The organism is Staphylococcus ratti, from assembly GCF_020883535.1.
GTDB classification, from domain to species: Bacteria; Bacillota; Bacilli; order Staphylococcales; family Staphylococcaceae; genus Staphylococcus; species Staphylococcus ratti.
The window spans coordinates 1290826-1315429 of the sequence record NZ_CP086654.1; the positions used below are offsets into that span (position 1 = coordinate 1290826).

The window sequence follows — 24604 nt, forward strand, 5'->3', positions numbered from 1 at the left end:
CTGATGATAAAAAGAGCAGAACTGAAATCAATAAGATTTCATCGTTCTGCTCTTTTTCTTTAATACGTCTATTACAATGTGCATTGTTGAATTTAAATAGTTGTGCACTTTATATAGTAGATATATATAATAATTAAGTAGCAAACTTCCGATTGCTACTTCGAGTCTCGCTTTCCCAGGCGCCTTACCTCTGCATGAACACGTTTGAATGTAATGATATACGTGTTCAGTACACATGTGAACGTAAGTGAGCAGGTGTTCCTTTTCAACGCAGTCTATGACTGGTTTCTAACTGTTATTAGAAACCTAGTCATAGTTGCGGGGGAGATACTACGAAATCAATGTTATGTGATTTCTGTATCTCTCCCTGATTTTCGGTTTCGGCTCTATGCCTCGGGAGTCTCGACTCGGTACGCAATCTATTTAAGCAATTTCACTAGTAAAGAGTGGGGTTGCTTTTCTTTGGTTTTTTATACAGTCTAAAAATACGATTTTTGAAGTTATAAAAGTTGCGATAACCATATGAAATTCTTTTAATCAGTTTAAATCCCTTCAATTGCACCATTGTTAAATTGAGGGAGTTTAATCATACAAGCAATGATATCCTCATGCTTTCTGTAGAAGCATAACACTTTCCATAAGCTACGAGAAACTTCGTTTTTATGAACGGAATATAATGATGATATGTAACGAAGTTAATTACACACTGTCAATACTTCTCTAAAATCTACATTTTCTTCAACTTTATTGATTTTAATATTACTATATTTAATAGATCATTACACATGGGCGCAATATATCACCTTTATTTTTTCTTTGGTCACTTAAAATTATAGAGACATTTGCATTATTTTTGGACAAAAAAGCGGGAGTGGGACAGAAATCTATTTGATTTCGTTGTCCCACCCCCACAAGGCTGACTAGGATTGAAAGGAGCTAGTAAGCGAAGTTTCAATCCAGACAGCTACTGTGACTTTTTAACTGTTATTCTCTCATTAAATGCGGGACAGAAATCTATTTGATTTCGTTGTCCCAGCCCCATCATAAAAAATGAAGAACCTTTTAACTTATACTATAAATTAAAGCATCTGTGAATTATGAACACATAATAATCGTTCAAATTCAAAATTTCTGTTAAAATACTCAGCATTCTTAGTATTTTTCAGCTTAATTTAACAGACCTTGAGGCCATTTCATCACAGTTGAAAAATCATTTTACATTCTACAATAAGATTTAAAATCATAAGCTAAACAAATGAAATGCTTTATGTTACACTTATTTATACATGTGTAACTTGATAAGCGGACAGTGGAGGTAATAATATGACTGGCATTCGAAGCGTGACTTTAGCAACCAAGAGTTTAAACCAAACCATTCAATTATTTCATCATACGTTAGGCCTTAATTACAAAAAACGTGAGGGCACAGTTCAATTTGGAGACGCCGAACTATCTCCTGGAACTCGAATTCAATTTGTTGAAGTGCCAGGCGGACTTCAAAGTCAATATCGTCATTTTGCTTCTATCGGTCTAAGAATCCCTTCAGATGAAGGACTTGAAAATTATGCCTCTATTTTAGAAGAAAATGACATTTCATTTTCAAAACTAGAGCAATTAAACGGGCATACGCATTTTCATTTTTATGATGATATGAATCAAAAGTTTTCTATATTTTCTAATGAGCATAATACAGGTATAGGATTGGGGATGCCTTATGAGCATAGCAGCGTAAACCCGTTACACCAAATTCAAGGTTTAGGTCCTATTATCATCAAAACGAATGAGATAAGGGTGACATTCACACTTTTAACTAAAGTTTTTGATTTCACACCGCTTGGAGAATATATGATAGATGATAACAACACTAAAGTGATTGTATTACATAAAGACGAAGGCGGATTAGGCTCTGAAATTCATCTTTTTGAACCGTCTTCTCCAGTTCAATTGCCAAACATTGGAATCGTCGAACAAATCGAGTTTACAACTAAAGATGCAACGCAATTTGAAAATGCGTTAAAACAACTCGAACGCAATGAATTGCCGTATCAAGAACTCGAAAATAAACAAGAAAATACACATGCGCTTCGTATTACTGATACGAGCGGGATGTCGTTTATTTTAACTTTAGATCAATAACTGAAAGGAGCCTACAATGTTACACGAAACATGGAAAGATAAAACACCATTAAAACAAGTGAAAGTCATCCATACTGAGGCGAAAAAGTTTACAGTGAGCGATATGTTAACTGTAGGAAAAACGTACGATGTTGTAAATGAGACTGAAGAATATTATCAAATTATAGATAATTCTGGACTTGTTGGCGGTTATTATAAAACATATTTTGAAGAAGTATAAAATTTAAAAAAGATCAAAAAGCGGGGGTGCCTTGGCACTCACGTCTTTTTTCTTGTTAAGAAGGGTGAATGAAAGTGACACAATTATCTAAGGGATATATGAATGCGGATGAAAATGTCTTCGGTGATGCAGTCAAGCTATTTAATTTAAATAAAAATATTCTACTAAAAGGGCCTACGGGTTCAGGTAAAACAAAATTGGCAGAAACATTAAGTCAATCTTTAAATATTCCAATGCACCAAGTTAACTGCTCCGTTGATCTAGATGCTGAGAGTTTACTAGGATTTAAAACAATCCAAACAGGTGAACACGGACAGCAAGAAATCATCTTTATTGATGGCCCAGTTATCCAAGCAATGAAAAAAGGCCATATTTTATATATCGATGAAATCAATATGGCGAAACCAGAAACTTTACCTATATTGAATGGCGTCTTAGATTATAGACGTCAGCTTACAAATCCTTTTACTGGAGAAGTGATTAAAGCAGCAGAAGGATTTAAAGTTATCGCAGCCATTAATGAAGGCTATGTCGGCACATTACCGATGAACGAAGCTTTAAAAAACCGTTTTGTAGTAATTAATGTTGCATACATTGATGGCAATACATTGCATGATGTCATTCAAGAACAGAGTCTTTTACAAGATTCTAATCTGATTCGTCAAATCATTAAATTTAATGAAGATTTGCGTACAATGACAAAACAAGGCCAACTTTCAGAAGAAGCTGCTAGTATTCGTGCGCTACTTGATTTAAGTGATTTAGCAACAATCATTCCTATTGAACGCGCCATTCAAAGAACGATTATCGATAAATTGGAAGACGAAAGAGAACAACATGCAGTTCAAAATGCCGTTGAACTCAACTTTTAGAAGGTGAACATATGAGTGACCGTTTTATCTTATTTAATGATGAACAGTTAGATGCAATGAAAGTGATGATGCTTCAAGATTTATCTCGTTTATTATTAAAAAACCCAGATACACAAGTCAAAATCCATAAATTCCCATATTATGATGCACTACAAAACGAAGTCATTTGTAGTTCGTTTTGGGCACATCGACCTGAAACTATTGAAAAAACAGGCTTGAAAACTGACGTATTGTTAGCCACTTACAGTTACTTCAATATGTCCCCACAAATTGTAAACGACGTACTGGACAACGAGGAAGGGTTTATCCACCCAAAGTTTTATCGCCAGCTGTTTAAACTCATCGAAGAAATGCGTATTCTTCACTTAATTGAACGCCAACGTCCTCGTGCGTCTAAAATGATTCAACTACGACGTCAAATTCGGAAACAATACTGTGAAACACAAATGAAAGTGTATCGTACTAAAACCGTCTATGCTGATTTGCTATTTTTAAATTTAGAATATACATTGTTAACCGAAAACTTTTACGATGTTCCGTTAATTCATGAAAGTTTAACAAATATATTACAACTTATGTATCAATACTTGCCAGATTTTTTCAATTTACAAAACAGTGAAGATAGTTTGCTTTTAACACAACGCATCATGTTTCAAATCGATGAATGGTTAAACGAAGATATGCTTAACGAATATTACCATATTCCGCAAAAAGTTTATTCAGCTTTAAGTGACTTAACTCTAGAAGACATTAAGCGTATAGATGCCGCACAGGTTGACGGAGAAACAGGCGAGACCGAAATGGCCGATACTGAAAATGTTGAATCCAAACCGGCTGATAGCGAAACTTCTGGTGGTGCCTATCTTGAAATGGAACTTCACGAAGGTCAAAATAGTGATGTTTTAAGTGATAATGACACAGCTAGGGAAGGCGATAGTTCTGATGATATGTCTCAAATGGAATCTAAAAAGGGACAAGGAACTAATAATGTTATGGATAGCGAAGAAGGTGGTCCCCTTCACGGTCGCCATCCGTTATTAGCCTTATCTGGAATCAATCAATTCGTCGAAATTAAGTGGCGGAGGCCTCAAATTAAACCTGAATATTTTGAAGCGTATTCGAAAGTAGAACAATCTGTACAATACGAAATAAGGGACTTAATTCAAATTATTAAAAAAACGATTGAGCGTGAATATCAAGATAAACGTAACAACTTAACTAAAGGCCGTTTACAAAAGAATCTTATTAATTGGTTTGTAGATGATCAATACAAAGTATTTTATAAAAAGGCGGACTTAAGTCAAAGTTTTGATGCCACATTTACATTGCTTATTGATGCTTCTGCTAGCATGCACGATAAGATGGATGAGACGATTAAAGGCATAGTTTTATTCCACGAAACGTTAAAATCCCTTAACGTACGTCATGAAATCCTTGCATTTAATGAAGATGCGTTTGACGCCGATGCAACACATCAACCAAATATCATTGATGAAATCATCCAATATCACCAATCTATTCATCAAACCGAAGCCCCTAAAATTATGTCTTTAACACCACAAGATGATAATCGTGATGGGGTGGCAATACGTATTGCTAGCGAAAGACTATTAACACGTTCTGAAAAGCAAAAGTTTCTCATCGTTTTTTCTGATGGCGAACCTTCAGCATTCAATTATAGCCAAGATGGGATACTAGACACATATGAGGCCGTTGAAAATAGTCGAAAATTAGACATAGAAGTATTCAATGTCTTTTTAAGCCAAGCACCAATCACTGAAGCCACAGAACAAACGATTCACAATATTTATGGGGACTTTGCAATCTTTGTAGAAGGGGTAGAAAATCTGCCAAGTTTATTATCCCCACTACTGAAAAAGTTGCTATTACAGTCATTTTAGCGCATTAAAGCTAAAAATCGCGAAAATATTTTCAAATTTTCAGAAATCTTATAGACTCTACTATTTTTATGTGATAGAATGAAGCAGAAATTTTAAAAGTTTTATTGAAGGAGTAGCACTATGAACAAAAATACACTTGTCATCGGGTTTATGTTATTTGCCATTTTCTTTGGGGCGGGTAACTTAATTTTCCCACCAAATTTAGGACTTGCGAGCGGTCAATACTTTTGGCCATCTATTTTAGCATTTGTTTTAACCGGTATTGGGTTACCATTATTAGGTATTGTAGTAGGCGCATTAGATAAACAAGGCTATGTCGGAGCGATAAATAAGATTCATCCTGCGTTTTCTATTATTTTCTTGGTTGCGATTTATTTAACGATTGGACCGCTATTTGCAATCCCACGAACAGCGTCAACATCGTTTGAGATGACAATCACACCGATTATCGGAACAAGCAATCCAATTGCTTTATTAATTTTTACACTTATTTACTTTGCTATTGTTTTGTATCTCTGCTTAAACCCAGGTAAAATCGTCGACCGTATTGGCGCTATTTTAACACCATTATTACTCGTTACGATTTTAGCAATGATTGTAAAAGGATTTATCGATTTTGGCGGAGGACCTCATAATCAAGAAGACCCTACGGTTTATTCATCTACTCTAGCTGGTTTTTCAAAAGGATTCACTGAAGGCTATTTAACGATGGATGCAATTGCTGCCATTGCTTTCTCAATGATTGTAATTAATGCAATCAAAGCGACAGGTGTAAAACATGCAAATCAAATCTTTAAACAAACTGCATTAGCAGGCTTGATTGCTGCTTTTGCTTTAGCTGTTATATACATTTCATTAGGTTTTATCGGTAATCATATCGTGTTATCTGAATCAACAATGAATCAACTTATTGCAAACAAACAAAATATTGGTGCACATTTACTTGTCACAATGGCCAATACTGGATACGGGGCATTTGGTAAATATTTACTTGGTATTATTGTTGCATTAGCTTGTTTAACAACGGCTTGTGGACTTGTAGTAGCAGTTAGTGAATATTTCCACAAATTATTCCCTAAAGTCTCTTATAAAGTGTTTGTTATAGTCTTTACATTGATTAGTTTATTCTTATCAAATTTAGGATTAAATGCAGTGATTCAATTATCTATCCCTGTATTATCTATTATTTATCCAGTTGCGATTACTACAGTGTTATTAATTTTAATTGCACGTTTCATCCCAACTCGCCGTATTACACAGCAGATTACAATTATCGTTATTGCAATCGAATCTATTTTAAGTGTAATTCATACTAAAGGATGGATAACAATCGGTTTTATTGGTAAATTACCATTACATCAATTCGCACTAGAATGGTTCCCGATTATGGTAGTCACTCTAATTATCGCGTATATTATTGGTGCTTTTGTTAAAAGTTCAAAACTCATTGTTTATGAAAAAGAATAATAAGTAAGCTTATTACTCATACTGCCTACAAAGTTATCCACTTTGTAGGCAGTATCTTTATACGATAAAAAGCGACGAAGCAATGGTGCTTCGCCGCTCATCTCAATACATTCATATTTAATGATACAAATCCGTTTGGTTCTTTTGGGATTTTGCATCACCTAATCGTTCACGTAAACGTGCTTCTAACTGTTGCAAATCTTTCTCTGCTTGCTGGCGTTTTTGACGACCTTCCGCTTGAATTTGTAACGTTTCTTCAATTGTTTGGATAATATTATCTTGCGTCGTTTTTAACGTTTCAATATCTACTATGCCACGTTCGTTTTCTTCGGCTGTCATACGCGCATTTTGGCGTAGCATTTCAGAATTGCGAATTAGAATTTCATTCGTTGTATCTGTAACTTGTTTTTGCGCAATAGCTGCTTTATTTTGACGTTGCAAAGTTAAGGCAATCGCCATTTGATTTTTCCATAAAGGAATACTTGTTAAAATAGAACTTTGAATCTTTTCCGCTAAGGCTTGATTAATATTTTGGATCATGCGTATTTGAGGAGCAGATTGCAAAGTAATTTGTCTCGATAATTGTAAATCATAAATTCGTTTTTCTAATCGGTCTACAAATTGTTCCATATCTGCAACGTCTTGAACTACCATTTGATTATCACTTTGATTCACTTTCTTACGCATTTCAGGTAAAACATTCGTTTGAATCTCATGCTTTTTTTGTTCAGCTGCAGCAATATATAAATTTAACACATCATAGTAATCTTTATTTTGTGTATATAACTGATCAAGTAACTTGATATCTTTTACGAGTAATGATTTATTTTTATCAAGATCAACTGAAATTCTATCAACTTGAGAACTTACTGATTGCATGCGAGAGAAGAGTTGTTGCATCGAATGTTTCGAGCGCTTGAAAATTCTTTTTAAAACACCTTGATTTTTTTGTGATAAATCTTCAGGATTTACTTCTTTTAACTTTTTCATTAAGTTTTCTAACGTTTCACCAATGGGACCAACATCTTTCGATTGAATTTCATTTAACATTTGATGAGAGAATTGTGAAAGATGTGATTGTGCATTAGCGCCAAAGTGTAACAAACTGTCATGATCAAGTGGCTTTATTTGTTCCGACAAAGTTTTAATCTTCTCTTCATCTTGTTTTGAAAAATTTGGTTTTTCAGTTTGGGTCGTTTGGTGCTGAAGTGCATTCCCTTGATTCACTTCTAACTCACTTTTTTCAAATGAATTGAAATATTGATCAAGAGGATGACCTTGCTCTAAATTTGAAAAATCATTATCTCTCATTTTTCATGCTCCATTTCTTTACGTTTTTGATAAATTTTATTGAGTCTCATCTCAGTATCAAGTTGTTCAAAATCTTGCGCATTGACTTGCTTCAAATCTGCCACTAGTGTACGTCTTACTTCTTCTAAAGTGATACGTGTTTGTTGTAACATCTGACGCTCTCCATTTGATTTCATCGGCATTTTGGCAAGTCTTGTATAACTTTCAATTAAATTAAGTGCATTATCTATATGTGTGTAATAAAAACTCTCAATATTAAAAAACTGATCTGGTCGTTGACGTACTGTTGCATTCACCGTTCTTGAAATGCGATAAATATCATTGACAAGCTTAAAATCATTAATAGAACGAACATTTATAAAGGTTTTAAAAATACGCTTTATCTTACTTTGTGCGGTATTAATTTGATGCATAATATAGCGATAATCTTTTCGGGTCAAATTGATTTCTTTTAAGTAACTTCTTGATGTCAATCTTTGAGTAGGGATATATCCTAAAACAAAGCCGACTGACCCAATGAGCATATCCAATATAAACGAAATATCTAAAGTTAAAATACTAGTGAAAAAAGCAATTACCGCAACTGGAACGCCTGCAAATACTCCAAAAACCCTTGAAATTTGATATCTCATACTCATCTTCCTTTATTTATCCTCATTCCGTTTTAAAAGTTGTTAAGTGCTGGTCGATTTCACGTTCTTCTATAGTATACTCTCGAACTTCCGAAGCAGGGGAGGCCCCTTTAATAACAGCATCTGTAAATTGTCGCAATGCTTCATCTTCTCCTTGAGCATCGATTTCAACAAAGTCTTGAACATTTTTCACATAACCTTTTATATTATATTTTTGTGCTAATCTTTGCGTAAAATAACGAAAACCGACGCCTTGAACACGTCCATAAACACTTATAAAATTATGTTTCATTCCAACCACCTCTTACTACAATTATACGTATTTTTGTCGTAAAAAACTAATAATTAGCCGGCTAGTTCGCATATAGATTAGCTTAGGTGTTCATACTTATATATTCGTCCTATCTATAATGACTCCACAGCATTCTAGACCTTTTAGAAATATGGGAAGCGCGTTGTAAGTAACTCAATGCATTTTGATGGCGCTTCTTTAACTTTAACGTAATAATATAATTATTAATTAGCAAAGGTAAATATATGCTTTTACTTGCATTTCAACTCAAAAAATATTACTTTGAGAATTGTTACATTTAGAACGGGGGGACTTACAATGTGGGAAGTGACGAAAATACGCACTGATTATGAAGGTTGGTGGTTGTTTGACGACTGGATGGAACATATCATTGAAACTTACTACTTTGAAACATATTCATCATTTATGAATACATATGAACAGTTGATTAAAGAAGCTAAATCTACCTACGATAATTGTGTAGTAGGCAAACATAACATGTATACTTTTTATAATAATTGCGATATGAATTATTGTGAACATTGTGATGAAGATTTACAACTATTTGATAGTTTTATCATATTAAACGATGAAAAAATTTATTATAATCTCCCTTTAATTGATTAAACTAAAAATTTTCATTTCGATATTGCAAATCGTGTAGTGTTCACGTATAATAGTTTTTAAGCAATGGCATTATTCCATATTGCAAAGAATATTTTAGTACTTTACAATGTTAAAATAGTATTTTTTGTAATATGCGAATAGCGCATATTGAATTTTAGTCTTGGAGGTTTCACAGATTATGAAACAAGGTACAGTAAAATGGTTTAACGCTGAAAAAGGTTTTGGTTTTATCGAAGTTGAAGGAGAAAATGACGTATTCGTACACTTCTCAGCTATCAACCAAGAAGGTTACAAATCATTAGAAGAAGGTCAATCAGTTGAATTTGAAGTAGTTGAAGGCGACCGCGGTCCACAAGCTGCAAACGTTGTTAAACTATAATAAATAGATGCAATATTGACTAATACAAAACAGTGAGGATCGCTTCACTGTTTTTTTATTTTATTAAATAAAAAGGGAAGGGGAACGATGAGATATCGTTCAACCGCTTCCCATAACACATATCCGCTCGCGCTCTCCAAATCCTGTTCACGATATTGAAGTGTTATTTTACGTCATTAATAATTAATTGGCGTAAAGATTGGCGTTTGATAACTTCTCTAGCTTTCCCATTTTTGACAAAATAGACAGCTGGCTTTTGAATTTGATTATAGTTTGAAGCCATACTGTAATGATATGCACCCGTGGACAATATCGCTAAATAATCTCCACGTTTCACACTTTTAGGTAATTGTGCCTCGTGAATTAAAATGTCTCCCGATTCACATAATTTTCCAGAAATTGTAACGGTTTCATCCGCTATCTCATCTCGATTGACGAGCTTCACTTGGTATTTCGCATCATATAAAGCTGTTCGTATATGATCACTCATACCACCGTCGACAGAGACATACTTATTTACATTAGGAATTTCTTTAATCGATCCAACTTCATATAATGTCACACCTGCCTCTGCTACTATAGAACGTCCTGGTTCGATGCTGATCATAGGTAAAGGGTAATTTAAATCATGACATGTTGATTTAATATTCTCCACAATTTCAGGAATGCCTTTTTCAATATTGAAAGCATGATCTCCTTCAATATATCGAACGCTAAACCCACCACCAATATTTAACAGTTCTATTTCTAATGCGCTTTCTTTAAGCCATTTTAATACCATCTTTGCCGTTTCTTTCATAGCTGTTGTTTCTTCAATTTGTGACCCAATATGAAAATGAATTCCTTTAAGGTTCAAATGTTGACTCTCTTTAATTTGTTGAACTGCTTGATCTGCAAGCCCATATTTAATCGAAAGCCCAAATTTGCTTTTCTCTTGCCCCGTTTGTATAAACTCATGTGTGTGCGCTTCTACTCCTGGATTCACACGTAAAAGTACATCTACTGCATTTGAGGCATATTGATCAATTAACGCAATTTCATCAAGTGCATCAACAACAAAATAGCCAATTCCACTATTTAAAGCATATTGAATTTCTTCTTTTGTTTTGTTATTGCCGTGAAAGTGGATTCGACTCGCATCATATCCCGCTTCTAAAGCAGTATACAATTCTCCAATCGAAACAACATCCAAATCAAAATTTTCTTCTGCTGCTAATTTTACCATTTGAATACACGTAAAAGCTTTTGAAGCATAAGACAATACATACGCGATCCCCGTTTTTTGAAAAGCGTCATGATAACGCCGCATTTGTTGGCGTATATACATTTCGTCATACACAATCGTAGGGGTTCCAAAACTTTGTGCAAGTGTTTTTAAGTTTGTATTTCCTATTGTGAGTTCTCCATTGTGATTATATAACACTGTCATTATCGATACTCCTTTATTAAAGAATCTAAATTTAACGCGCTTAATTGTTCAGAATTTGCGCCTACACCTTTAAATGTATAATCATCAATACGTAATATTTCGTTATATAAGATGACATCATCTTGTGCTTTGACTGAATCGTCGACTTCTACAAACATATGGCTCATCATGAGGGCACGGATAGGATAACTTTTTCCATTAATTAACACTTCATGTTGCGCACGTGTCCGTAAAACACCGTCGCCGTAACCGATGTCAACGACAGCAAGTTTTGTATTGTTTTTTGATGCTGTAAATGCAAAACTATAACCACAATGTTCATCTTTATGGATTGTTCGAATTTGGATGACATTTGCACGCAAGGTGAGGGCTTGTTGTATCGCTTGGCGAGGTAACGCAGCATAGGGGCGAGAGCCGTACAACGCGATACCTATACGCGCATGTGTATGATAAGGAAAAATGCCTTCCTCTCTCATATAACTCGCACTATTTTGTGCATGAATAAAATCGAATGTGTATCCTTCATTTAGCAACGCCGTTACAAGTTCTAACCACAATTTCTTTTCAATTTCATAATCGTTCACATCGAACTCATCAGCATAACCAAAATGCGTCCACAAACCAGAAATATTCATTTTATTTTTCTGGTTTTTTGTATGGTCTTTAAGTACACTTTGTATTTCTTCTAAGTTTTTCAAACCAGATCGATGCAATAAATTTTCATATTCTAAATGAACGTGAATGTCATAAAGTTGTGATTTATATTCAAAATAAAATGCCGCCGACGGTAATGTCATATGAATTTGATATTTTCGTATTGAATCAAAATCATAGCTTATATTCATTAAAAAAATGGTTGCATGGGGCGCTAATGCTCTAATACGGATTGCTTCAGAAAGGGAAGTCGTACTGAATGTATTGATGCCTTCCTCTAAAAAGGCTTTAACAGCAAAGTCTAATCCGTAATTATAAGCATTATTTTTAACAACAGCCATCATTGCATCATTTCCCTTTACACTCCTTACATTTTTTTGAAAGATATGTTCATCTACTTGCCAAATCGCCGTCATATTTACACCTCATTGTAATTGAATAACAGTCGTTCATAATAATCTGCAATGCGTATTAAAATATGTTCATCAAAATTTAAATGGGGGGTATGTAACCCGCTTACAAACTGTTTCTGTTCATTCCTAGTCCCAAAAAATACAAAATAACTAGGAGCAATTTGACTATAGAAGCTAAAGTCTTCACCAAATAAGTATGGCGTATCATTTTCTATGACTTTATTGCCATTGTATTCAATACTTTCAACCACATATTTCTTTAAATTTGGATTATTTAGCGTAGGGGGATAACCTTCAGCAAACGTTACAGTACAATCTACTTCAAATAAACTATGAACACTTTCTGCTATTTTTTGCATTTGTGTTTTTATAATGTCTAAATCCTCCATGCTATAAGTACGAATTGTACCTTCTAAATAGCCATTAGATGGTACAGTATTCGTCGCTTCTCCCGCATTAAAACGACCAATATGAACGATATTACGTTGGAGTCCATTTAAGTGGTAATGTTGAATTTGTGATAATTGTGTTATGACATGATGCAAAGCTTCTCCCGCAGAACGACCTTGTTCTTTATTGGCTACGTGGCTCGATTGACCTTTCAAATGAAAACGATACTCTGTCGCACTTGCTGTGATTTCATCGTCGCGTATAGCAATCGAACCTTCCTCTACAAACGGCATGACGTGTACACCATAGATTGCTTTAATATCATAATCGTCAAAGGCATTTGCCTTAATTAAAAGGTTAGCGCCGCCACCTGATTCTTCAGCAGGTTGAAAAATAAAAACTACATTATGAGGTAATGTCCCCTTATCGAAAAGAGCTTTACAACGTTTTACAAAAAGCATTAACGCTGTCGTGTGACCATCATGCCCGCATGCATGCATTTTATTATCAAATTCACTTCGATAATCAATGTTATTTTGTTCATGAATTGGCAAAGCATCGATATCTGCACGAAAAGCTAACGTTTCATCACTTTGCCCCTCAAGATAAGCAATAATTCCCGTTTCAAGCGGACGCTTATACGGGACATTTAATAATTTTAAAAATTGTTCGATATATTCCGTAGTACGGTATTCTTTTAAACTTAGTTCAGGGTGTTGGTGTAAATATCTGCGATGTGTTTTAACAAATTGAAGTTCATCCATGTTACTCACCTCTAATTTCTTTTTTGATATAAGAAAGGGGAGAAAAGTTAGAAAGACACGATAGCGCCATTTGCTTTTCGTTCCTTCTAATATTCTTCTCCCGATATGAAAAATATTGAGCACTTAGCTCATCAGTCGCTTTGTATAAAACGAATACGTTATTTAAATGTGCTTTATTTCTTAATCGTCTAATTTACGTAAAGCAGATACAATTTCACGTTTAGAATCTTCTACTTCATGCGTTTGTTTAATGACTTTTGCAGGTGTACCCGCGACAACTGCACCTGCCGGAACGTCTTGTGTAACAATTGCACCTGCTGCAACGATAGCGCCTTCGCCGACACGTACGCCTTCTAAAATAACCGCATTAGCTCCAATAAGTACATTATCTTCAATTACGACTGGTTCTGCACTAGGAGGCTCAATCACACCTGCTAAAACTGCACCAGCACCTACATGGACATTCTTTCCTGTCGTTGCACGTCCACCGAGCGTCGCATTCATATCAATCATTGTACCTTCACCTACAATAGCACCGATATTCACTGTGGCACCCATCATAACCACCGCGCCATCTCCAATCACTGCATGTTCGCGAATGAAAGCACCTGGTTCGATGCGGGCATTGGTGTTCGTTAAGTCCTTAAGCGGTATCGCTGAATTTCTACGATCCATTTCAATTTCCAAATCTTGAATCAACATTTGATGCGCTTCATAAAATATTTTCCAATCTTCCGCTTCACAAAAGATTACTTTAGAATTTTCCGACCCAAATACGTTAAATTGATCTGGAAATGAGACTTCACTAAATTCACCATTGATATAAACTTTAATCGGTGTAGATTTTTTCGCATCACTAATATATTGAATAATTTCTTCTGCTGTAAAATTTTTTACCATAAATTGCCTCTCTCCCTTATAAGTTATCAAAAGTATAATACCCATTTTCCTTATATATTAATTGCTTTGCTGCCTCTAGTGCGCCATTTGCAAAAATATCTTTAGATTGCGCTCGATGCGTCAGAGTTATGGTCTCATCAATACCTGCAAATAATACATCATGTTCACCTACAATCGTACCCCCACGAAGAGCATGGACGCCGATTTCGTCAGGATGACGTTTATCATTTTGTTCATGTCGGTTATGAACAGGGTAACTTTGCTCACGTAACGATTTGATAACGTCATACAATTTAACTAATGTACCACTTGGTGCATCCACTTTCTGATTGTGATGTGCTTCTGTAAGTTCAATATCATAATCTCGTAAAAGGGGCACAGCAACCTCTAAAAGTTTAGTTAATACATGTACACCATAACTCATATTCGCACTGAAAAAGACAGGCATCGTTTGACCAAGCTGTTGAAGTTTTTTTGTGATTTCCTCTTTTTCGCCAGTAGTTGCTATGACTAAAGGTAAATTAAAACTATCATCTAACAACGGCAATAATAAATTGGGATGAGAAAAATCAATCGCCACATCGGCCGTTTTCACATCACTTATTTTAGTATAAGTCGGGTAGGGGACGGCATCTTTCGAACGCTTCAAAATCACACCTACAATTTCATGCCCTTGTTCTTCTGCTAACCGTGCAACTCTTTGGTTCATCGCGCCATAACCGATCAGTAAAATTTTCAAGATTGAACACCTACTTTATATTGTTGATACGCTTCTTTTAAACGTTGCTGTTCTTCTTCATTTAAAGGTACAAGCGGAAGGCGCACTTCGTACTGACCAAATCCTTCTAGTGATGCTAAATATTTAATAGGAATCGGATTCACGTCTACAGTCATCGCTTCTAATAGTTGAGCAATCGGTTGAAAACGTAAGGCGCGTTGTTCATGATTTTTATAGATATCCTGAAAGGCAGCAGGGATTACGTTCGCTACAACTGAAATGACGCCGTGTCCGCCTTGTTCATAATAATCCACAATATTGTCATCATTCCCACTATATAAAGCGAATGCTTCTAAATCGAGTTTATTTTGAAGTTCACTGAAATAATCAAAATCATTCGTTGCGTCTTTTAAAGCAACAATATACGGATTTTTACTTAAATGTACGAGTGTTTCGACTTCTATAGTTGAATTTGTACGTGATGGCACATTATACAATACTACTGGTAACTTCGTAGCATTCGCAATCGCTTCAAAATGTGCGATGAGACCACGTTGACTCGTTTTAAGATAATACGGAGTAATCAACATGATTGCGTCTGCTCCAAGTGCTTTTGCTCGCAATGAAGCTTGAATTGAATTTTCAGTATTGTTTGTGCCTGTTCCTACAATAATAGGGACACGTGAAGCATTTTCTTCAATGACCGTTTTTAAAATATTGTCTTTTTCCTCACTTGTTAACGTAGGATTTTCTGCAGTCGTTCCATTCACTACAATTGATTGAATGTTATTGTCAATTAAATAATTCACTTGATTTCTAATGGCCTGATAGTCCACTTCATTATTTGAAAAAGGGGTGATGAGTGCCACGCCTGTTCCTTCAAAAATGTGTGTCATAATATCTGACTCCCTTCGAAATTTAAGCTTTAAGTTTTAAAACTTGCTCTAATACTTGCACTGCGTTCAATGCTGCACCTTTCAATAAGTTGTCAGACGTACACCAAATATGAAATGTATTGTCTAAAGAGTCGTCTTTTCGGATACGTCCTACAAATACATCATCTTTACCAGTTGAATGAATTGCTAAAGGATATTCATTTTTGTCAGGTTGATCTACTAAAACGATGCGAGAATCACGTTTAAACAAATCGCGAATCTCTTCTACAGTGGCTGTTTTATCTAATGTCACGTTTATATGAACACTATGACTGTCTTGTACAGGTACACGTACACAAGTTGCTGTAACTTTTAAATCAGGTAAGTTTAAAATTTTACGTGTTTCATCAATCATTTTTTGTTCTTCTTTAGTGTAATCATTTTCTAAAAACACATCGATATGAGGTAAGACATTGTTATAAATAGGGTGGGGATAGGCTTTAGGTTCAACACCTTTCGCACCATCTTCAAGATCTTTTTTGCCTTGCATTCCAGAGCCCGAAACAGCTTGATACGTTGTATAAGCGACCCGTTTTAAACCAAATTGATCGTGTAATGGTTTTAATGGAACGACAGATTGAATTGTTGAACAATTAGGATTGGCAATGATACCACGTTTAAATGTAGGTTCATTGACTTCAGGTACAACTAAATCGATATCGTTTGTCATACGCCATTGGCTAGAATTATCAATTACAATAGCTCCATGCTGTTCAAAAAGTGGCGCAAATTGTTCGCTTGTACGTCCTCCCGCGCTCATCAATACATAATCAAATTGACCATCAGTAGCTGCTTCAGTCAACACTTGAACAGTGTAGGTCTTACCTTTAAATGAAATTTTTTGACCAGCTGAACGGGGAGATGAAAATAAGACGAGCTCATCAAAAGGGATTCCTTTACGTTCAATTGTTTCTAATATTTTTGTTCCTACTAATCCTGTTGCACCTACAACTGCTAATTTTGTCATGTTCGTTCACTCCATTTGTATTTTTATGTTTGCTACCCTGTTTTTAAGAGGGGACTAAATTGAAGGCTCTGAATATACAAAAAAACAAGTTCGGGGTGCGAACTTGTTACTTTTTATATACAAGCGATGCACTCCATTATTAGTAAATAATGACAGATTCTTAGCTCTTAACCGTAGAATCCAATAAACAGTATCTGCAATTCCTGTTTATTTCGGCATCTCACCCTTTGGATATATTTTGCTTGCAGGCAATATCGATATATCTACTCATGATTGATGCGCCTCATCAGTAATGATTTAATTGTTATGTTTCTCATTATACATAGCGCTCACTTCCATGTAAACAGAAAAGGGTGATTTTTTGAAATTTACTGACAATTTAAAGCATAATTATTTACAATAAAAGGAATGTAAGGGAGTGGGACAGAAATCTATTTGATTTCGTCGTCCCACCCCCACAAGGCTGACTAGGATTGAAAGGAGCTAGTAAGCGAAGTTTCAATCCAGACAGCTACTGTGCTTTTTAAAAGTTACCTTCTCTTTAGATGTGGGACAGAAATCTATTTGATTTCGTTGTCCCACCCCCACAAGGCTGGCTAGGGTTGAAAGGAGCTAGTAAGCGAAGTTTCAATCCAGACAGCTACTGTGACTTTTTAATAGTTACTTTCTCATTTGATGTGGGACAGAAATCTATTTGATTTCGTTGTCCTACCCCCACAAGGCTGACTAGGGTTGAAAGGAGTTAGTAAGCGAAGTTTCAATCCAGACAGCTACTGTGAATTTTTAATAGTTACTTTCTCATTAAATGGGGGACAGAAATCTATTTGATTTCGTTGTCCCACCCTTGATGCGTGCTGTTTCAAATGCTCAATGCGCACATCGCTATATTATTTTGTTTTTAAAAAGCCTTTTTCTTCTAAATAACGTTCATACGTAATTTCTTTAGATAAGCCACCTGGTTCATCTAAATCAATGACACGGTTCGCAATCGTGTTAATAAATTCAAAGTCATGCGATGTAAAAATGATAGAACCTTTAAATGATTTCAAACCTTCATTGACTGAAGTTATACTTTCTAAATCTAGGTGGTTGGTTGGCTCATCTAGTAATAAAACATTCGCACTTGAAAGCATCATTTTACTTAACATACAACGTACCTTTTCGCCACCAGAAAGGACACTTGCTTTTTTCTTCACTTCTTCACCGCTAAACAACATACGACCTAAGAAACCCCGTAAAAATGTTTCAGTTTGTTCATCTTCAGGCGCATATTGACGCAACCATTCAACTAAATCCATGTTCACGTTATCAAAGTACTCTGAATTGTCTTTAGGGAAGTAACTTTGAGAAGTTGTCACACCCCATTTCACCGTTCCTTCATCTGGTTCCATTTCACCGGCTAAAATTTTAAGAAGCGTCGTTTTAGCAATTTCACTTTGTCCCATTAAAACAGCTTTGTCATTTGGATTCATCGTAAAGGATAAGTTATCAAGTACTTTTTCACCTTCAATTGTTTTTGATACATTTTCAACAAACAATAAGTCATTCCCAATTTCACGTTCTGGCGTAAATTTTACAAAAGGATATCGACGTGAAGAAGGTTGAATGTCGTCCAATTCAATTTTTTCTAATTGCTTTTTACGACTTGTCGCTTGTTTAGATTTAGATGCGTTCGCAGAAAATCGCGCGATAAAGTCTTGTAGCTCTTTAATTTTTTCTTCTTTTTTCTTATTTTGTTCTTGCGCCATTTTTTGAGCCAATTGACTGGATTGATACCAAAAATCATAGTTACCTACGTAAATCTTAATCTTTCCATAATCTAAGTCAGCAATGTGTGTACATACATTGTTTAAAAAATGACGGTCATGAGACACTACTATCACTGTATTTTCAAAATTAATTAAAAAGTCTTCCAACCAACTAATCGCTTGGATATCAAGCCCATTGGTAGGCTCGTCGAGTAACAATACATCAGGCTCACCAAATAAACTTTGCGCGAGCAACACTTTTACTTTTTGATTATTTTCAAGCTCAGCCATTTTTTTATCATGAAGATCCGTCGTAATACCTAAACCTGAGAGGAGGGTTGCAGCATCAGATTCTGCATTCCAACCGTTCATTTCTGCAAATTCGCCTTCAAGTTCTGCAGCACGAATCCCATCTTCATCGCTAAAGTCTGGCTTCATATAAATGGCATCTTTTTCTTGCATCACTTCAAATAAACGCTCATGACCTTTAATCACAACATCTAACACACGTTCATCTTCGTATGCAAAGTGATCTTGTTTCAATACGGCTAATCGCTCATCCTTACCTAAAGACACATGGCCAGTTTGAGAATCAATTTCCCCTGAAAGAATTTTTAAAAATGTTGATTTCCCTGCACCGTTGGCTCCGATTAAGCCATAACAGTTTCCAGGAGTGAATTTAATATTTACATCTTCGAATAATTTACGATCACCAAAACGTAAACTTACATCGGTAACTTGTAACATCTATTTTCTCCTTTTTTACAATAATACTAACGGGAGCATTATACCATATTATTTGTAGTGTTTCGACATGATTCATCAGAAGTTATCTCGGAACACTTAATGCTTATAACGCTTACTCATGCTATAATAAAACTAATAAACACTAGAGGAGTAAATTATGTCTTTTAAAGAAAATGAAATCGTTGGAACTATCGACTTTTTAGAAGTGAAAGCCCTAGAAGGGTCTACCTATATTTTAGAAGGGCCAAACAAAGAAAAAGTAAAATTGAATCCATCAGAAATCAACGACGATGATGATCTAGAAATAGGCGAATCTTATAGTTTCTTCATTTTCCCAAATCGTTCAGGTGAACTTTTTGCTACACAAAATATGCCTGATATTACAGTGGGGCGCTACGATTTTGTCAAAGTTATCAGTACAGACCGTGACGGCGCACGTGTAGATGTAGGATTACCACGTGAAGTGTTGATTCCATGGGAAGATTTACCAAAAATAAAAACATTATGGCCTCAAAAAGGAGACGAAGTACTCTGTACATTACGTGTAGATCGTGAACGTCAAATGTTCGCACGTCTTGCTTCCGAAACTACGGTCCAACAAATGTTTACGCCAATTCATGATGATCAATATCAAAATCAAATGATTAAAGCAAGACCTTATCGTCTACTACGCGTAGGTACGTTTTTACTTTCAGAACAAGGTCATAAAATTTTTGTTCATGAGTCCGAACGTCGTGAAGAACCAAGATTAGGTGAAGCAATGGAAGTTCGTATTATTGGATTCAATGAAAAAGGAGAACTCAATGGCTCGTTTTTACCATTGGCACACGAACGTTTAGATGATGACGGTGAAAAGATTTTTAATCTTTTAGTTGAATATGATGGCGAATTACCATTTTGGGATAAATCGAGTCCAGAGGCGATTAAAGACGTTTTTAATATGAGCAAAGGGGCTTTCAAACGCGCTATCGGCCACCTTTATAAAAAACGCATTATCAATATAGAAACAGGTAAAATTGTACTCACTAAAAAAGGGTGGGCGCGCGTTGAAAAAGGTTGAAACCTATACACATGCTTTAGTGTGTATTGTCTTTATAAATTAAATCAGCGTCTAAATAGAGAGGCAAAGAGGTAGGAATGACCAAATCACGCTCTAGAAAGTCATTAACAATGAGGTCTAGAAGCAGGGCTTTCCTAACACTTTGCCTTTAATTGTTTTATGTCTCATATGCTGTAATTTGAGGGCGTAATCTCTTAAAATCTTCTAAATCGATATGACCAGTTTAATGTTGCAATGCATTTGCCATTCCTGCAGCCATCGCATACTCGGCTGCTTCTTTTATATCGCTCGTTTTAATTAAACCGTAACAAAATCCTGCAATAGAACTATCGCCAGAGCCAACTGCATTGATAGCTTTAATGGAAGGCAACGTTATTTGATAAAATCGATGATCTTGTTTTAATAATGCACCGCGTTTACCAAGTGTGACCAATATGTTAGGTAAATGGTTAAATATTGGGTCATTTAAGGCTAATTTTAATGATTCTATCGTCAATGATGATGTATGACGTGTTAATTCAACAATTTCTTCTTCGTTAGGTTTAATCAAATCTGGTTTGACCGTAGTTTCCATTTTTAAAATTTGGTTTAATGTTGTACCATTAACATCTAATATTACAAATTTACCATCTTTTTTCGCGCTACTTATTAAATCTTGATAAATATTCACTTGTAATCCAGGAGGTATACTGCCTGAAATGACGATAATATCAAAATCTTGAATTAAAGTTTTGTAAAAGGTGATAAACTCCGATTGAACAGTACTATCTAAAGTAATACCACTTTCGAGTATTTCTGTTTGTGCGCTTTTTGTAATCATAGCAATACAAAATCTCGATTCTACACCACTATCTAAAAACTGATGGGGGATATGTAATCGATCGAGTTGTTGCTTAATAAATAACCCCGACGTTCCTCCGACGATACCACTTGCCGTAATATCAAGCCCCAATTGACGACCCACTCGTGTCACATTTAAACCCTTTCCTCCAGCAGTTTTAGACACATTAGCAACACGATTTGTTGCGTCAATATGAAGTTGATCCATATGGTACGCGATATCAATTGAAGCATTTAATGTAACCGTTAATACTTTTTTCATCTCATCATCCTTTATATACCAATTCTAAATGTTCGATTTTGTTTACTTATGTTGTTTATATGTTAAATATAGCGTCTGTGAAATCTGAAGTCAAACATAATTAAGCACGCATGAATGACCTTTTCACTCATGCGTGCTTATTCTTTATTTCGTGATTTCTTTTGTAAGCCATTCAATTTCATCCACGATTTCTCCAATAAATTGAATGGTAGCTTGTAACGGTTTTTCAGTAGACATATCAATGCCAGCACGTTTCGTCAAATCAAGCGGAGACATGCTACCACCTGCTTTTAAAACTTCAAGCCAATCTTCAACAGCAGGCGCTCCTTCTTTTTTAATACGTTGTGCCATTAAAGTTCCTATTGTTAATCCGGCTGAATATGTGTACGGGTATAAGCCCATATAGTAGTGCGGTTGGCGCATCCAAGTTAACTCTGCACCCGAGGTTAAAATGACGTCGTCACCCCAAAACGTTTCAATAACCTGTCGTTTAATCGCACTTAACTTTTCTGCTGTTAAATGTTCACCTTTATCGACATATTTATATACATCACGTTGATAAGCTGCTTCTAATAAATGGGTTACCATATTATGATAATATGTTCTTGATACAAGTGAACTTAATACCCAGCGTTTAAAACGCTTATCTTCTTGATTTTTTTCTAATAAATGATGTGCCATTAACACTTCATTCATCGTGGAAGGGGCTTCTACAAAATACATGGAAGACTCAGAATGTAAGATATTTTGATGTTGTTGCGCTAAAGTAAAATGTCCTGCATGACCCAATTCATGCGCAAGCACAAATACTTCATTCATTTTACCAGTCCACGATATAAATACGTAACTATGCGTGTAATATGGACTTGCACAATAGGCACCTGTTTCTTTTCCTTTATTTTGTGGGAAGTCAATCCAACGTTCGTCATATGCTTTTTGAGTCATATTTAAATAATCTTGACCAAGTATACGTAACGCATTATAAATATACTGTTGTGACTCAGCAATTGAAATTTCTGGTTCATACTTCGCATCAAGCGAAATTTTCAAATCTTCATATCGTAACTCTTTTAAGCCATTAACTTCTTTTAATAATTTTGCATAACGACGCATAATAGGGGCTAATTCCGTCATAATTATATCAATTTGACGATGATACATTTCAGGTGTGACATCTTGTTCTTCTAATAAGAAATCAATCACTGACGGATAACCTCTTAAATTTGCTTCCAATTTTTCATTTTGTACATGCGCATTATAAGCGGCAGCTGTTGTATGTTGATATTGTCGTAATTTTTTGCTGAAATGCGCAAAACTTTGACGTCTAACCTCTGTGTTCGCACTATCTTCATAAATACCTTCGAAGGTCGTATAATCCATATCAAACTGTTGACCATCGGCTTCGAACTGACCAAAATCAATATCTAACATTTTAGTTACTTCATAAATGTCTGAAGGTACATTTAAAGCTTGAGAAAAATGCGCCAAAGTTTTTTCAGCTTCTGGATGCAACTGATACGGCTGCTTTTTTAATAAGCGCTTCAAGTAATAATGATATTTCGATGTCTTCATTGCATCTTCAAGAATTTGTGCGTCTAATTGGAGTAATTCAGATTCAACAAATGTTAATTGACTCGAAATCTTACCATAATTTTGAGCAAGCAGGGCGTTTAAGCGTTGTTTTTCAACATTTGTTGCTTCAACACTCAGTTGTAAATGTGCATAGTTTATAACACGATCTATTTCTATTAATAAATTGCTATATTCATCTAATGCTGTTTCAATACGATCAGGGGTTGTTAATGTTGAAGTATAACGTTTCTGAAACTGTTCAGCACGTGAAACTAACGCTTTAACCGCTTGCTCATAAGCAGCATCATCTTCAAAAATATCTGTTAAATCCCAAGTTTCTAAAGTGTTTACAGCATTACGATTAACCAGTTTTTGTGACATAAAAAGTACCTCCTTTTATTAACAGTTAAATCTATTATACAGGAAATTTTAATTTACGGATGCACACAGACACATCAAAGTCATGTATAATAGAATCAATCAATTGCGCGAAGGAGGCCCATATAATGTCAATTCTTGATATGCCTAATTATTTGTGGATTTCAATCATCACCATGATTGTACTTACAATATTTTGCACATTGATATTAAACAAATGGTTTTTTACAGCTATTTTAAGCTTTATCATACTAGGCTGTTTAGCATTCATTTTACCGAATTTTTATAATATCACATACGAACCATTATTAGGCTTTGCAGCATTTGTAGCTGTATTAAGTTTGATTATAAGCTTAATACTTTGGTATGTGACAAGAAACTGGCGCAAAAAACGTCAAGAGAAAAAGTATCAAAAAGAATTATCGCGTGTTGACCGTAAATACAAACCTTAATCATTAACCCAAACTTTTTGGCAACGTGAAACTTGGCCATTAGGTTTGGTTTTTTTATGCTGTAAAACGCTACGTTACATAGAGGAAAGGTAAAAAGATGTGCTCTATACACAACTTCCTATAATATATATTATGTAAACTAAAAATGGTTTTTTGAATCACACATGTATTTTACCAACAAATATGTTCAGGAATAAGTAATAAATATCATATACAAAGTGTTATGCTGTTTTAAAAAGTTACTAAGTCAAGCAAATATAACTATTGTAATGACATTCCGTTAACATCTTATAATAAATGCTAATTTTAAAACTTGAGTTGTCGTTTTGAATGTGACACATCAACATACATACAGGATTATTTTACTTACAAAATCTTCATTTTATCATGTAAACAATTCCTATGATTTACGATCGCGCATTTATATCACTGTAACTGTTAAATTCAATCTTAAGTCATGCTAATGATCACTTTATATGATTTATATAACGCACTTTACTTTTATAAAATTCTATATTAGTTTACATAACATATATAT

The 24604-nt window shown here is 35.0% G+C and carries 22 protein-coding genes, 1 pseudogene and 1 riboswitch; of the genes and pseudogenes, 9 read left to right on the forward strand and 14 right to left on the reverse strand.

Annotated elements, in window-relative coordinates:
* Positions 1-436: 436 nt before the first annotated feature.
* Positions 437-692, reverse strand: a pseudogene (locus LN051_RS11505) (transposase); the annotation flags it as partial.
* A gap of 631 nt (positions 693-1323) precedes the next feature.
* On the opposite strand from LN051_RS11505, the gene LN051_RS06290 reads away from it, so the two are divergent.
* The 5 genes from LN051_RS06290 to brnQ3 all read left to right on the forward strand — a co-directional run bounded on the left by LN051_RS06290 (position 1324) and on the right by brnQ3 (position 6596).
* Positions 1324-2136, forward strand: coding sequence for a VOC family protein (locus LN051_RS06290; protein ID WP_229291698.1), 813 nt, complete (start codon positions 1324-1326; stop codon positions 2134-2136).
* A 16-nt stretch (positions 2137-2152) separates the two neighbouring features.
* A complete protein-coding gene (locus tag LN051_RS06295) occupies positions 2153-2356 on the forward strand; it encodes a DUF6501 family protein (protein WP_229291699.1) in 204 nt (67 codons plus the stop codon).
* Between the two features lie 68 nt (positions 2357-2424).
* Positions 2425-3228 carry an ATP-binding protein gene (locus LN051_RS06300; RefSeq protein WP_229291700.1) on the forward strand — a complete coding sequence of 268 codons (804 nt, stop codon included), beginning with the start codon at positions 2425-2427 and terminating at the stop codon, positions 3226-3228.
* Positions 3229-3239: 11 nt separating this feature from the next.
* Entirely contained in the window at positions 3240-5129 is a 1890-nt protein-coding gene (locus tag LN051_RS06305) for a vWA domain-containing protein (protein WP_229291701.1), read from the forward strand.
* A 120-nt stretch (positions 5130-5249) separates the two neighbouring features.
* Positions 5250-6596: a branched-chain amino acid-like transporter carrier protein BrnQ3 gene (brnQ3, locus tag LN051_RS06310; RefSeq protein WP_229291702.1), complete on the forward strand. Its 1347-nt coding sequence runs from the start codon at positions 5250-5252 to the stop codon at positions 6594-6596.
* Between the two features lie 117 nt (positions 6597-6713).
* On the opposite strand, the gene LN051_RS06315 is transcribed toward brnQ3, so the two are convergent.
* Genes LN051_RS06315 through LN051_RS06325 form a run of 3 tightly spaced genes read right to left on the reverse strand, consistent with a single transcriptional unit; the run spans position 6714 to position 8831 of the window.
* Positions 6714-7907 carry a toxic anion resistance protein gene (locus LN051_RS06315; protein WP_229291703.1) on the reverse strand — a complete coding sequence of 398 codons (1194 nt, stop codon included), beginning with the start codon at positions 7905-7907 and terminating at the stop codon, positions 6714-6716.
* Positions 7904-8539: a 5-bromo-4-chloroindolyl phosphate hydrolysis family protein gene (locus tag LN051_RS06320; RefSeq protein ID WP_229291704.1), complete on the reverse strand. Its 636-nt coding sequence runs from the start codon at positions 8537-8539 to the stop codon at positions 7904-7906. The genes LN051_RS06315 and LN051_RS06320 overlap by 4 nt, the downstream gene beginning before the upstream one ends.
* A 22-nt stretch (positions 8540-8561) precedes the next feature.
* Complete coding sequence (locus LN051_RS06325) at positions 8562-8831, reverse strand: acylphosphatase (RefSeq protein ID WP_229291705.1); 270 nt, start codon at positions 8829-8831, stop codon at positions 8562-8564.
* Positions 8832-9149: 318 nt separating this feature from the next.
* Here LN051_RS06325 and LN051_RS06330 point away from each other — a divergent pair, with 318 nt between their 5' ends.
* Together LN051_RS06330 and cspA are read left to right on the forward strand one after the other, a co-directional pair.
* The gene (locus LN051_RS06330) at positions 9150-9458 is read left to right on the forward strand and encodes a DUF1033 family protein (protein ID WP_229291706.1); all 309 of its coding nucleotides are present in this window, start codon (positions 9150-9152) and stop codon (positions 9456-9458) included.
* 178 nt (positions 9459-9636) lie between these two features.
* A complete protein-coding gene (gene cspA, locus LN051_RS06335) occupies positions 9637-9837 on the forward strand; it encodes a cold shock protein CspA (RefSeq protein ID WP_001831260.1) in 201 nt (66 codons plus the stop codon).
* Positions 9838-10000: 163 nt separating this feature from the next.
* On the opposite strand, the gene lysA is transcribed toward cspA, so the two are convergent.
* The 8 genes from lysA to LN051_RS06375 all read right to left on the reverse strand — a co-directional run bounded on the left by lysA (position 10001) and on the right by LN051_RS06375 (position 19502).
* Entirely contained in the window at positions 10001-11266 is a 1266-nt protein-coding gene (gene lysA / locus LN051_RS06340) for a diaminopimelate decarboxylase (protein WP_229291707.1), read from the reverse strand.
* Positions 11266-12336, reverse strand: coding sequence for an alanine racemase (gene alr / locus LN051_RS06345; RefSeq protein ID WP_229291708.1), 1071 nt, complete (start codon positions 12334-12336; stop codon positions 11266-11268). Before alr ends, lysA begins: the two co-directional genes overlap by 1 nt.
* A 2-nt stretch (positions 12337-12338) precedes the next feature.
* Entirely contained in the window at positions 12339-13487 is a 1149-nt protein-coding gene (locus tag LN051_RS06350; protein WP_229291709.1) for a M20 metallopeptidase family protein, read from the reverse strand.
* 180 nt (positions 13488-13667) lie between these two features.
* On the reverse strand, positions 13668-14387 hold the full coding sequence (gene dapD, locus LN051_RS06355) for a 2,3,4,5-tetrahydropyridine-2,6-dicarboxylate N-acetyltransferase (RefSeq protein ID WP_229291710.1): 720 nt from the start codon (positions 14385-14387) through the stop codon (positions 13668-13670).
* 16 nt (positions 14388-14403) lie between these two features.
* Positions 14404-15126, reverse strand: a complete 723-nt coding sequence (dapB, locus tag LN051_RS06360; protein WP_229291711.1) for a 4-hydroxy-tetrahydrodipicolinate reductase — start codon at positions 15124-15126, stop codon at positions 14404-14406.
* On the reverse strand, positions 15123-16001 hold the full coding sequence (gene dapA, locus LN051_RS06365) for a 4-hydroxy-tetrahydrodipicolinate synthase (RefSeq protein ID WP_229291712.1): 879 nt from the start codon (positions 15999-16001) through the stop codon (positions 15123-15125). Before dapA ends, dapB begins: the two co-directional genes overlap by 4 nt.
* A gap of 22 nt (positions 16002-16023) precedes the next feature.
* Entirely contained in the window at positions 16024-17007 is a 984-nt protein-coding gene (locus LN051_RS06370) for an aspartate-semialdehyde dehydrogenase (RefSeq protein WP_229291713.1), read from the reverse strand.
* A gap of 118 nt (positions 17008-17125) precedes the next feature.
* Positions 17126-17302, reverse strand: a riboswitch (Lysine riboswitch).
* Positions 17303-17894: 592 nt separating this feature from the next.
* Positions 17895-19502 (reverse strand): ABC-F family ATP-binding cassette domain-containing protein, encoded by a 1608-nt coding sequence (locus LN051_RS06375; RefSeq protein ID WP_229291714.1) that lies wholly within the window; start codon positions 19500-19502, stop codon positions 17895-17897.
* Between the two features lie 157 nt (positions 19503-19659).
* Here LN051_RS06375 and LN051_RS06380 point away from each other — a divergent pair, with 157 nt between their 5' ends.
* Positions 19660-20562 carry a CvfB family protein gene (locus LN051_RS06380; RefSeq protein ID WP_229291715.1) on the forward strand — a complete coding sequence of 301 codons (903 nt, stop codon included), beginning with the start codon at positions 19660-19662 and terminating at the stop codon, positions 20560-20562.
* A gap of 223 nt (positions 20563-20785) precedes the next feature.
* On the opposite strand, the gene LN051_RS06385 is transcribed toward LN051_RS06380, so the two are convergent.
* Both LN051_RS06385 and pepF read right to left on the reverse strand, forming a co-directional pair.
* On the reverse strand, positions 20786-21664 hold the full coding sequence (locus tag LN051_RS06385) for a 1-phosphofructokinase family hexose kinase (protein WP_229291716.1): 879 nt from the start codon (positions 21662-21664) through the stop codon (positions 20786-20788).
* A 144-nt stretch (positions 21665-21808) separates the two neighbouring features.
* Positions 21809-23617 carry an oligoendopeptidase F gene (pepF, locus tag LN051_RS06390; RefSeq protein WP_229291717.1) on the reverse strand — a complete coding sequence of 603 codons (1809 nt, stop codon included), beginning with the start codon at positions 23615-23617 and terminating at the stop codon, positions 21809-21811.
* Between the two features lie 125 nt (positions 23618-23742).
* Between pepF and LN051_RS06395 the strand changes: the two genes are divergently transcribed.
* The gene (locus tag LN051_RS06395) at positions 23743-24066 is read left to right on the forward strand and encodes a hypothetical protein (protein ID WP_229291718.1); all 324 of its coding nucleotides are present in this window, start codon (positions 23743-23745) and stop codon (positions 24064-24066) included.
* The last annotated feature ends 538 nt before the right edge of the window (positions 24067-24604 follow it).

Excerpts from the sequence above, each read along its gene's own strand:
- LN051_RS06290 (WP_229291698.1), top strand. The coding sequence starts at position 1,324 with ATGACTGGCATTCGAAGCGTGACTTTAGCAACCAAGAGTTTAAACCAA.
- LN051_RS06295 (WP_229291699.1), top strand. The coding sequence starts at position 2,153 with ATGTTACACGAAACATGGAAAGATAAAACACCATTAAAACAAGTGAAA.
- LN051_RS06300 (WP_229291700.1), top strand. The coding sequence starts at position 2,425 with ATGAAAGTGACACAATTATCTAAGGGATATATGAATGCGGATGAAAAT.
- LN051_RS06305 (WP_229291701.1), top strand. The coding sequence starts at position 3,240 with ATGAGTGACCGTTTTATCTTATTTAATGATGAACAGTTAGATGCAATG.
- brnQ3 (WP_229291702.1), top strand. The coding sequence starts at position 5,250 with ATGAACAAAAATACACTTGTCATCGGGTTTATGTTATTTGCCATTTTC.
- LN051_RS06315 (WP_229291703.1), bottom strand. The coding sequence starts at position 7,907 with ATGAGAGATAATGATTTTTCAAATTTAGAGCAAGGTCATCCTCTTGAT.
- LN051_RS06320 (WP_229291704.1), bottom strand. The coding sequence starts at position 8,539 with ATGAGATATCAAATTTCAAGGGTTTTTGGAGTATTTGCAGGCGTTCCA.
- LN051_RS06325 (WP_229291705.1), bottom strand. The coding sequence starts at position 8,831 with ATGAAACATAATTTTATAAGTGTTTATGGACGTGTTCAAGGCGTCGGT.
- LN051_RS06330 (WP_229291706.1), top strand. The coding sequence starts at position 9,150 with ATGTGGGAAGTGACGAAAATACGCACTGATTATGAAGGTTGGTGGTTG.
- cspA (WP_001831260.1), top strand. The coding sequence starts at position 9,637 with ATGAAACAAGGTACAGTAAAATGGTTTAACGCTGAAAAAGGTTTTGGT.
- lysA (WP_229291707.1), bottom strand. The coding sequence starts at position 11,266 with ATGACAGTGTTATATAATCACAATGGAGAACTCACAATAGGAAATACA.
- alr (WP_229291708.1), bottom strand. The coding sequence starts at position 12,336 with ATGACGGCGATTTGGCAAGTAGATGAACATATCTTTCAAAAAAATGTA.
- LN051_RS06350 (WP_229291709.1), bottom strand. The coding sequence starts at position 13,487 with ATGGATGAACTTCAATTTGTTAAAACACATCGCAGATATTTACACCAA.
- dapD (WP_229291710.1), bottom strand. The coding sequence starts at position 14,387 with ATGGTAAAAAATTTTACAGCAGAAGAAATTATTCAATATATTAGTGAT.
- dapA (WP_229291712.1), bottom strand. The coding sequence starts at position 16,001 with ATGACACACATTTTTGAAGGAACAGGCGTGGCACTCATCACCCCTTTT.
- LN051_RS06370 (WP_229291713.1), bottom strand. The coding sequence starts at position 17,007 with ATGACAAAATTAGCAGTTGTAGGTGCAACAGGATTAGTAGGAACAAAA.
- LN051_RS06375 (WP_229291714.1), bottom strand. The coding sequence starts at position 19,502 with ATGTTACAAGTTACCGATGTAAGTTTACGTTTTGGTGATCGTAAATTA.
- LN051_RS06380 (WP_229291715.1), top strand. The coding sequence starts at position 19,660 with ATGTCTTTTAAAGAAAATGAAATCGTTGGAACTATCGACTTTTTAGAA.
- LN051_RS06385 (WP_229291716.1), bottom strand. The coding sequence starts at position 21,664 with ATGAAAAAAGTATTAACGGTTACATTAAATGCTTCAATTGATATCGCG.
- pepF (WP_229291717.1), bottom strand. The coding sequence starts at position 23,617 with ATGTCACAAAAACTGGTTAATCGTAATGCTGTAAACACTTTAGAAACT.
- LN051_RS06395 (WP_229291718.1), top strand. The coding sequence starts at position 23,743 with ATGTCAATTCTTGATATGCCTAATTATTTGTGGATTTCAATCATCACC.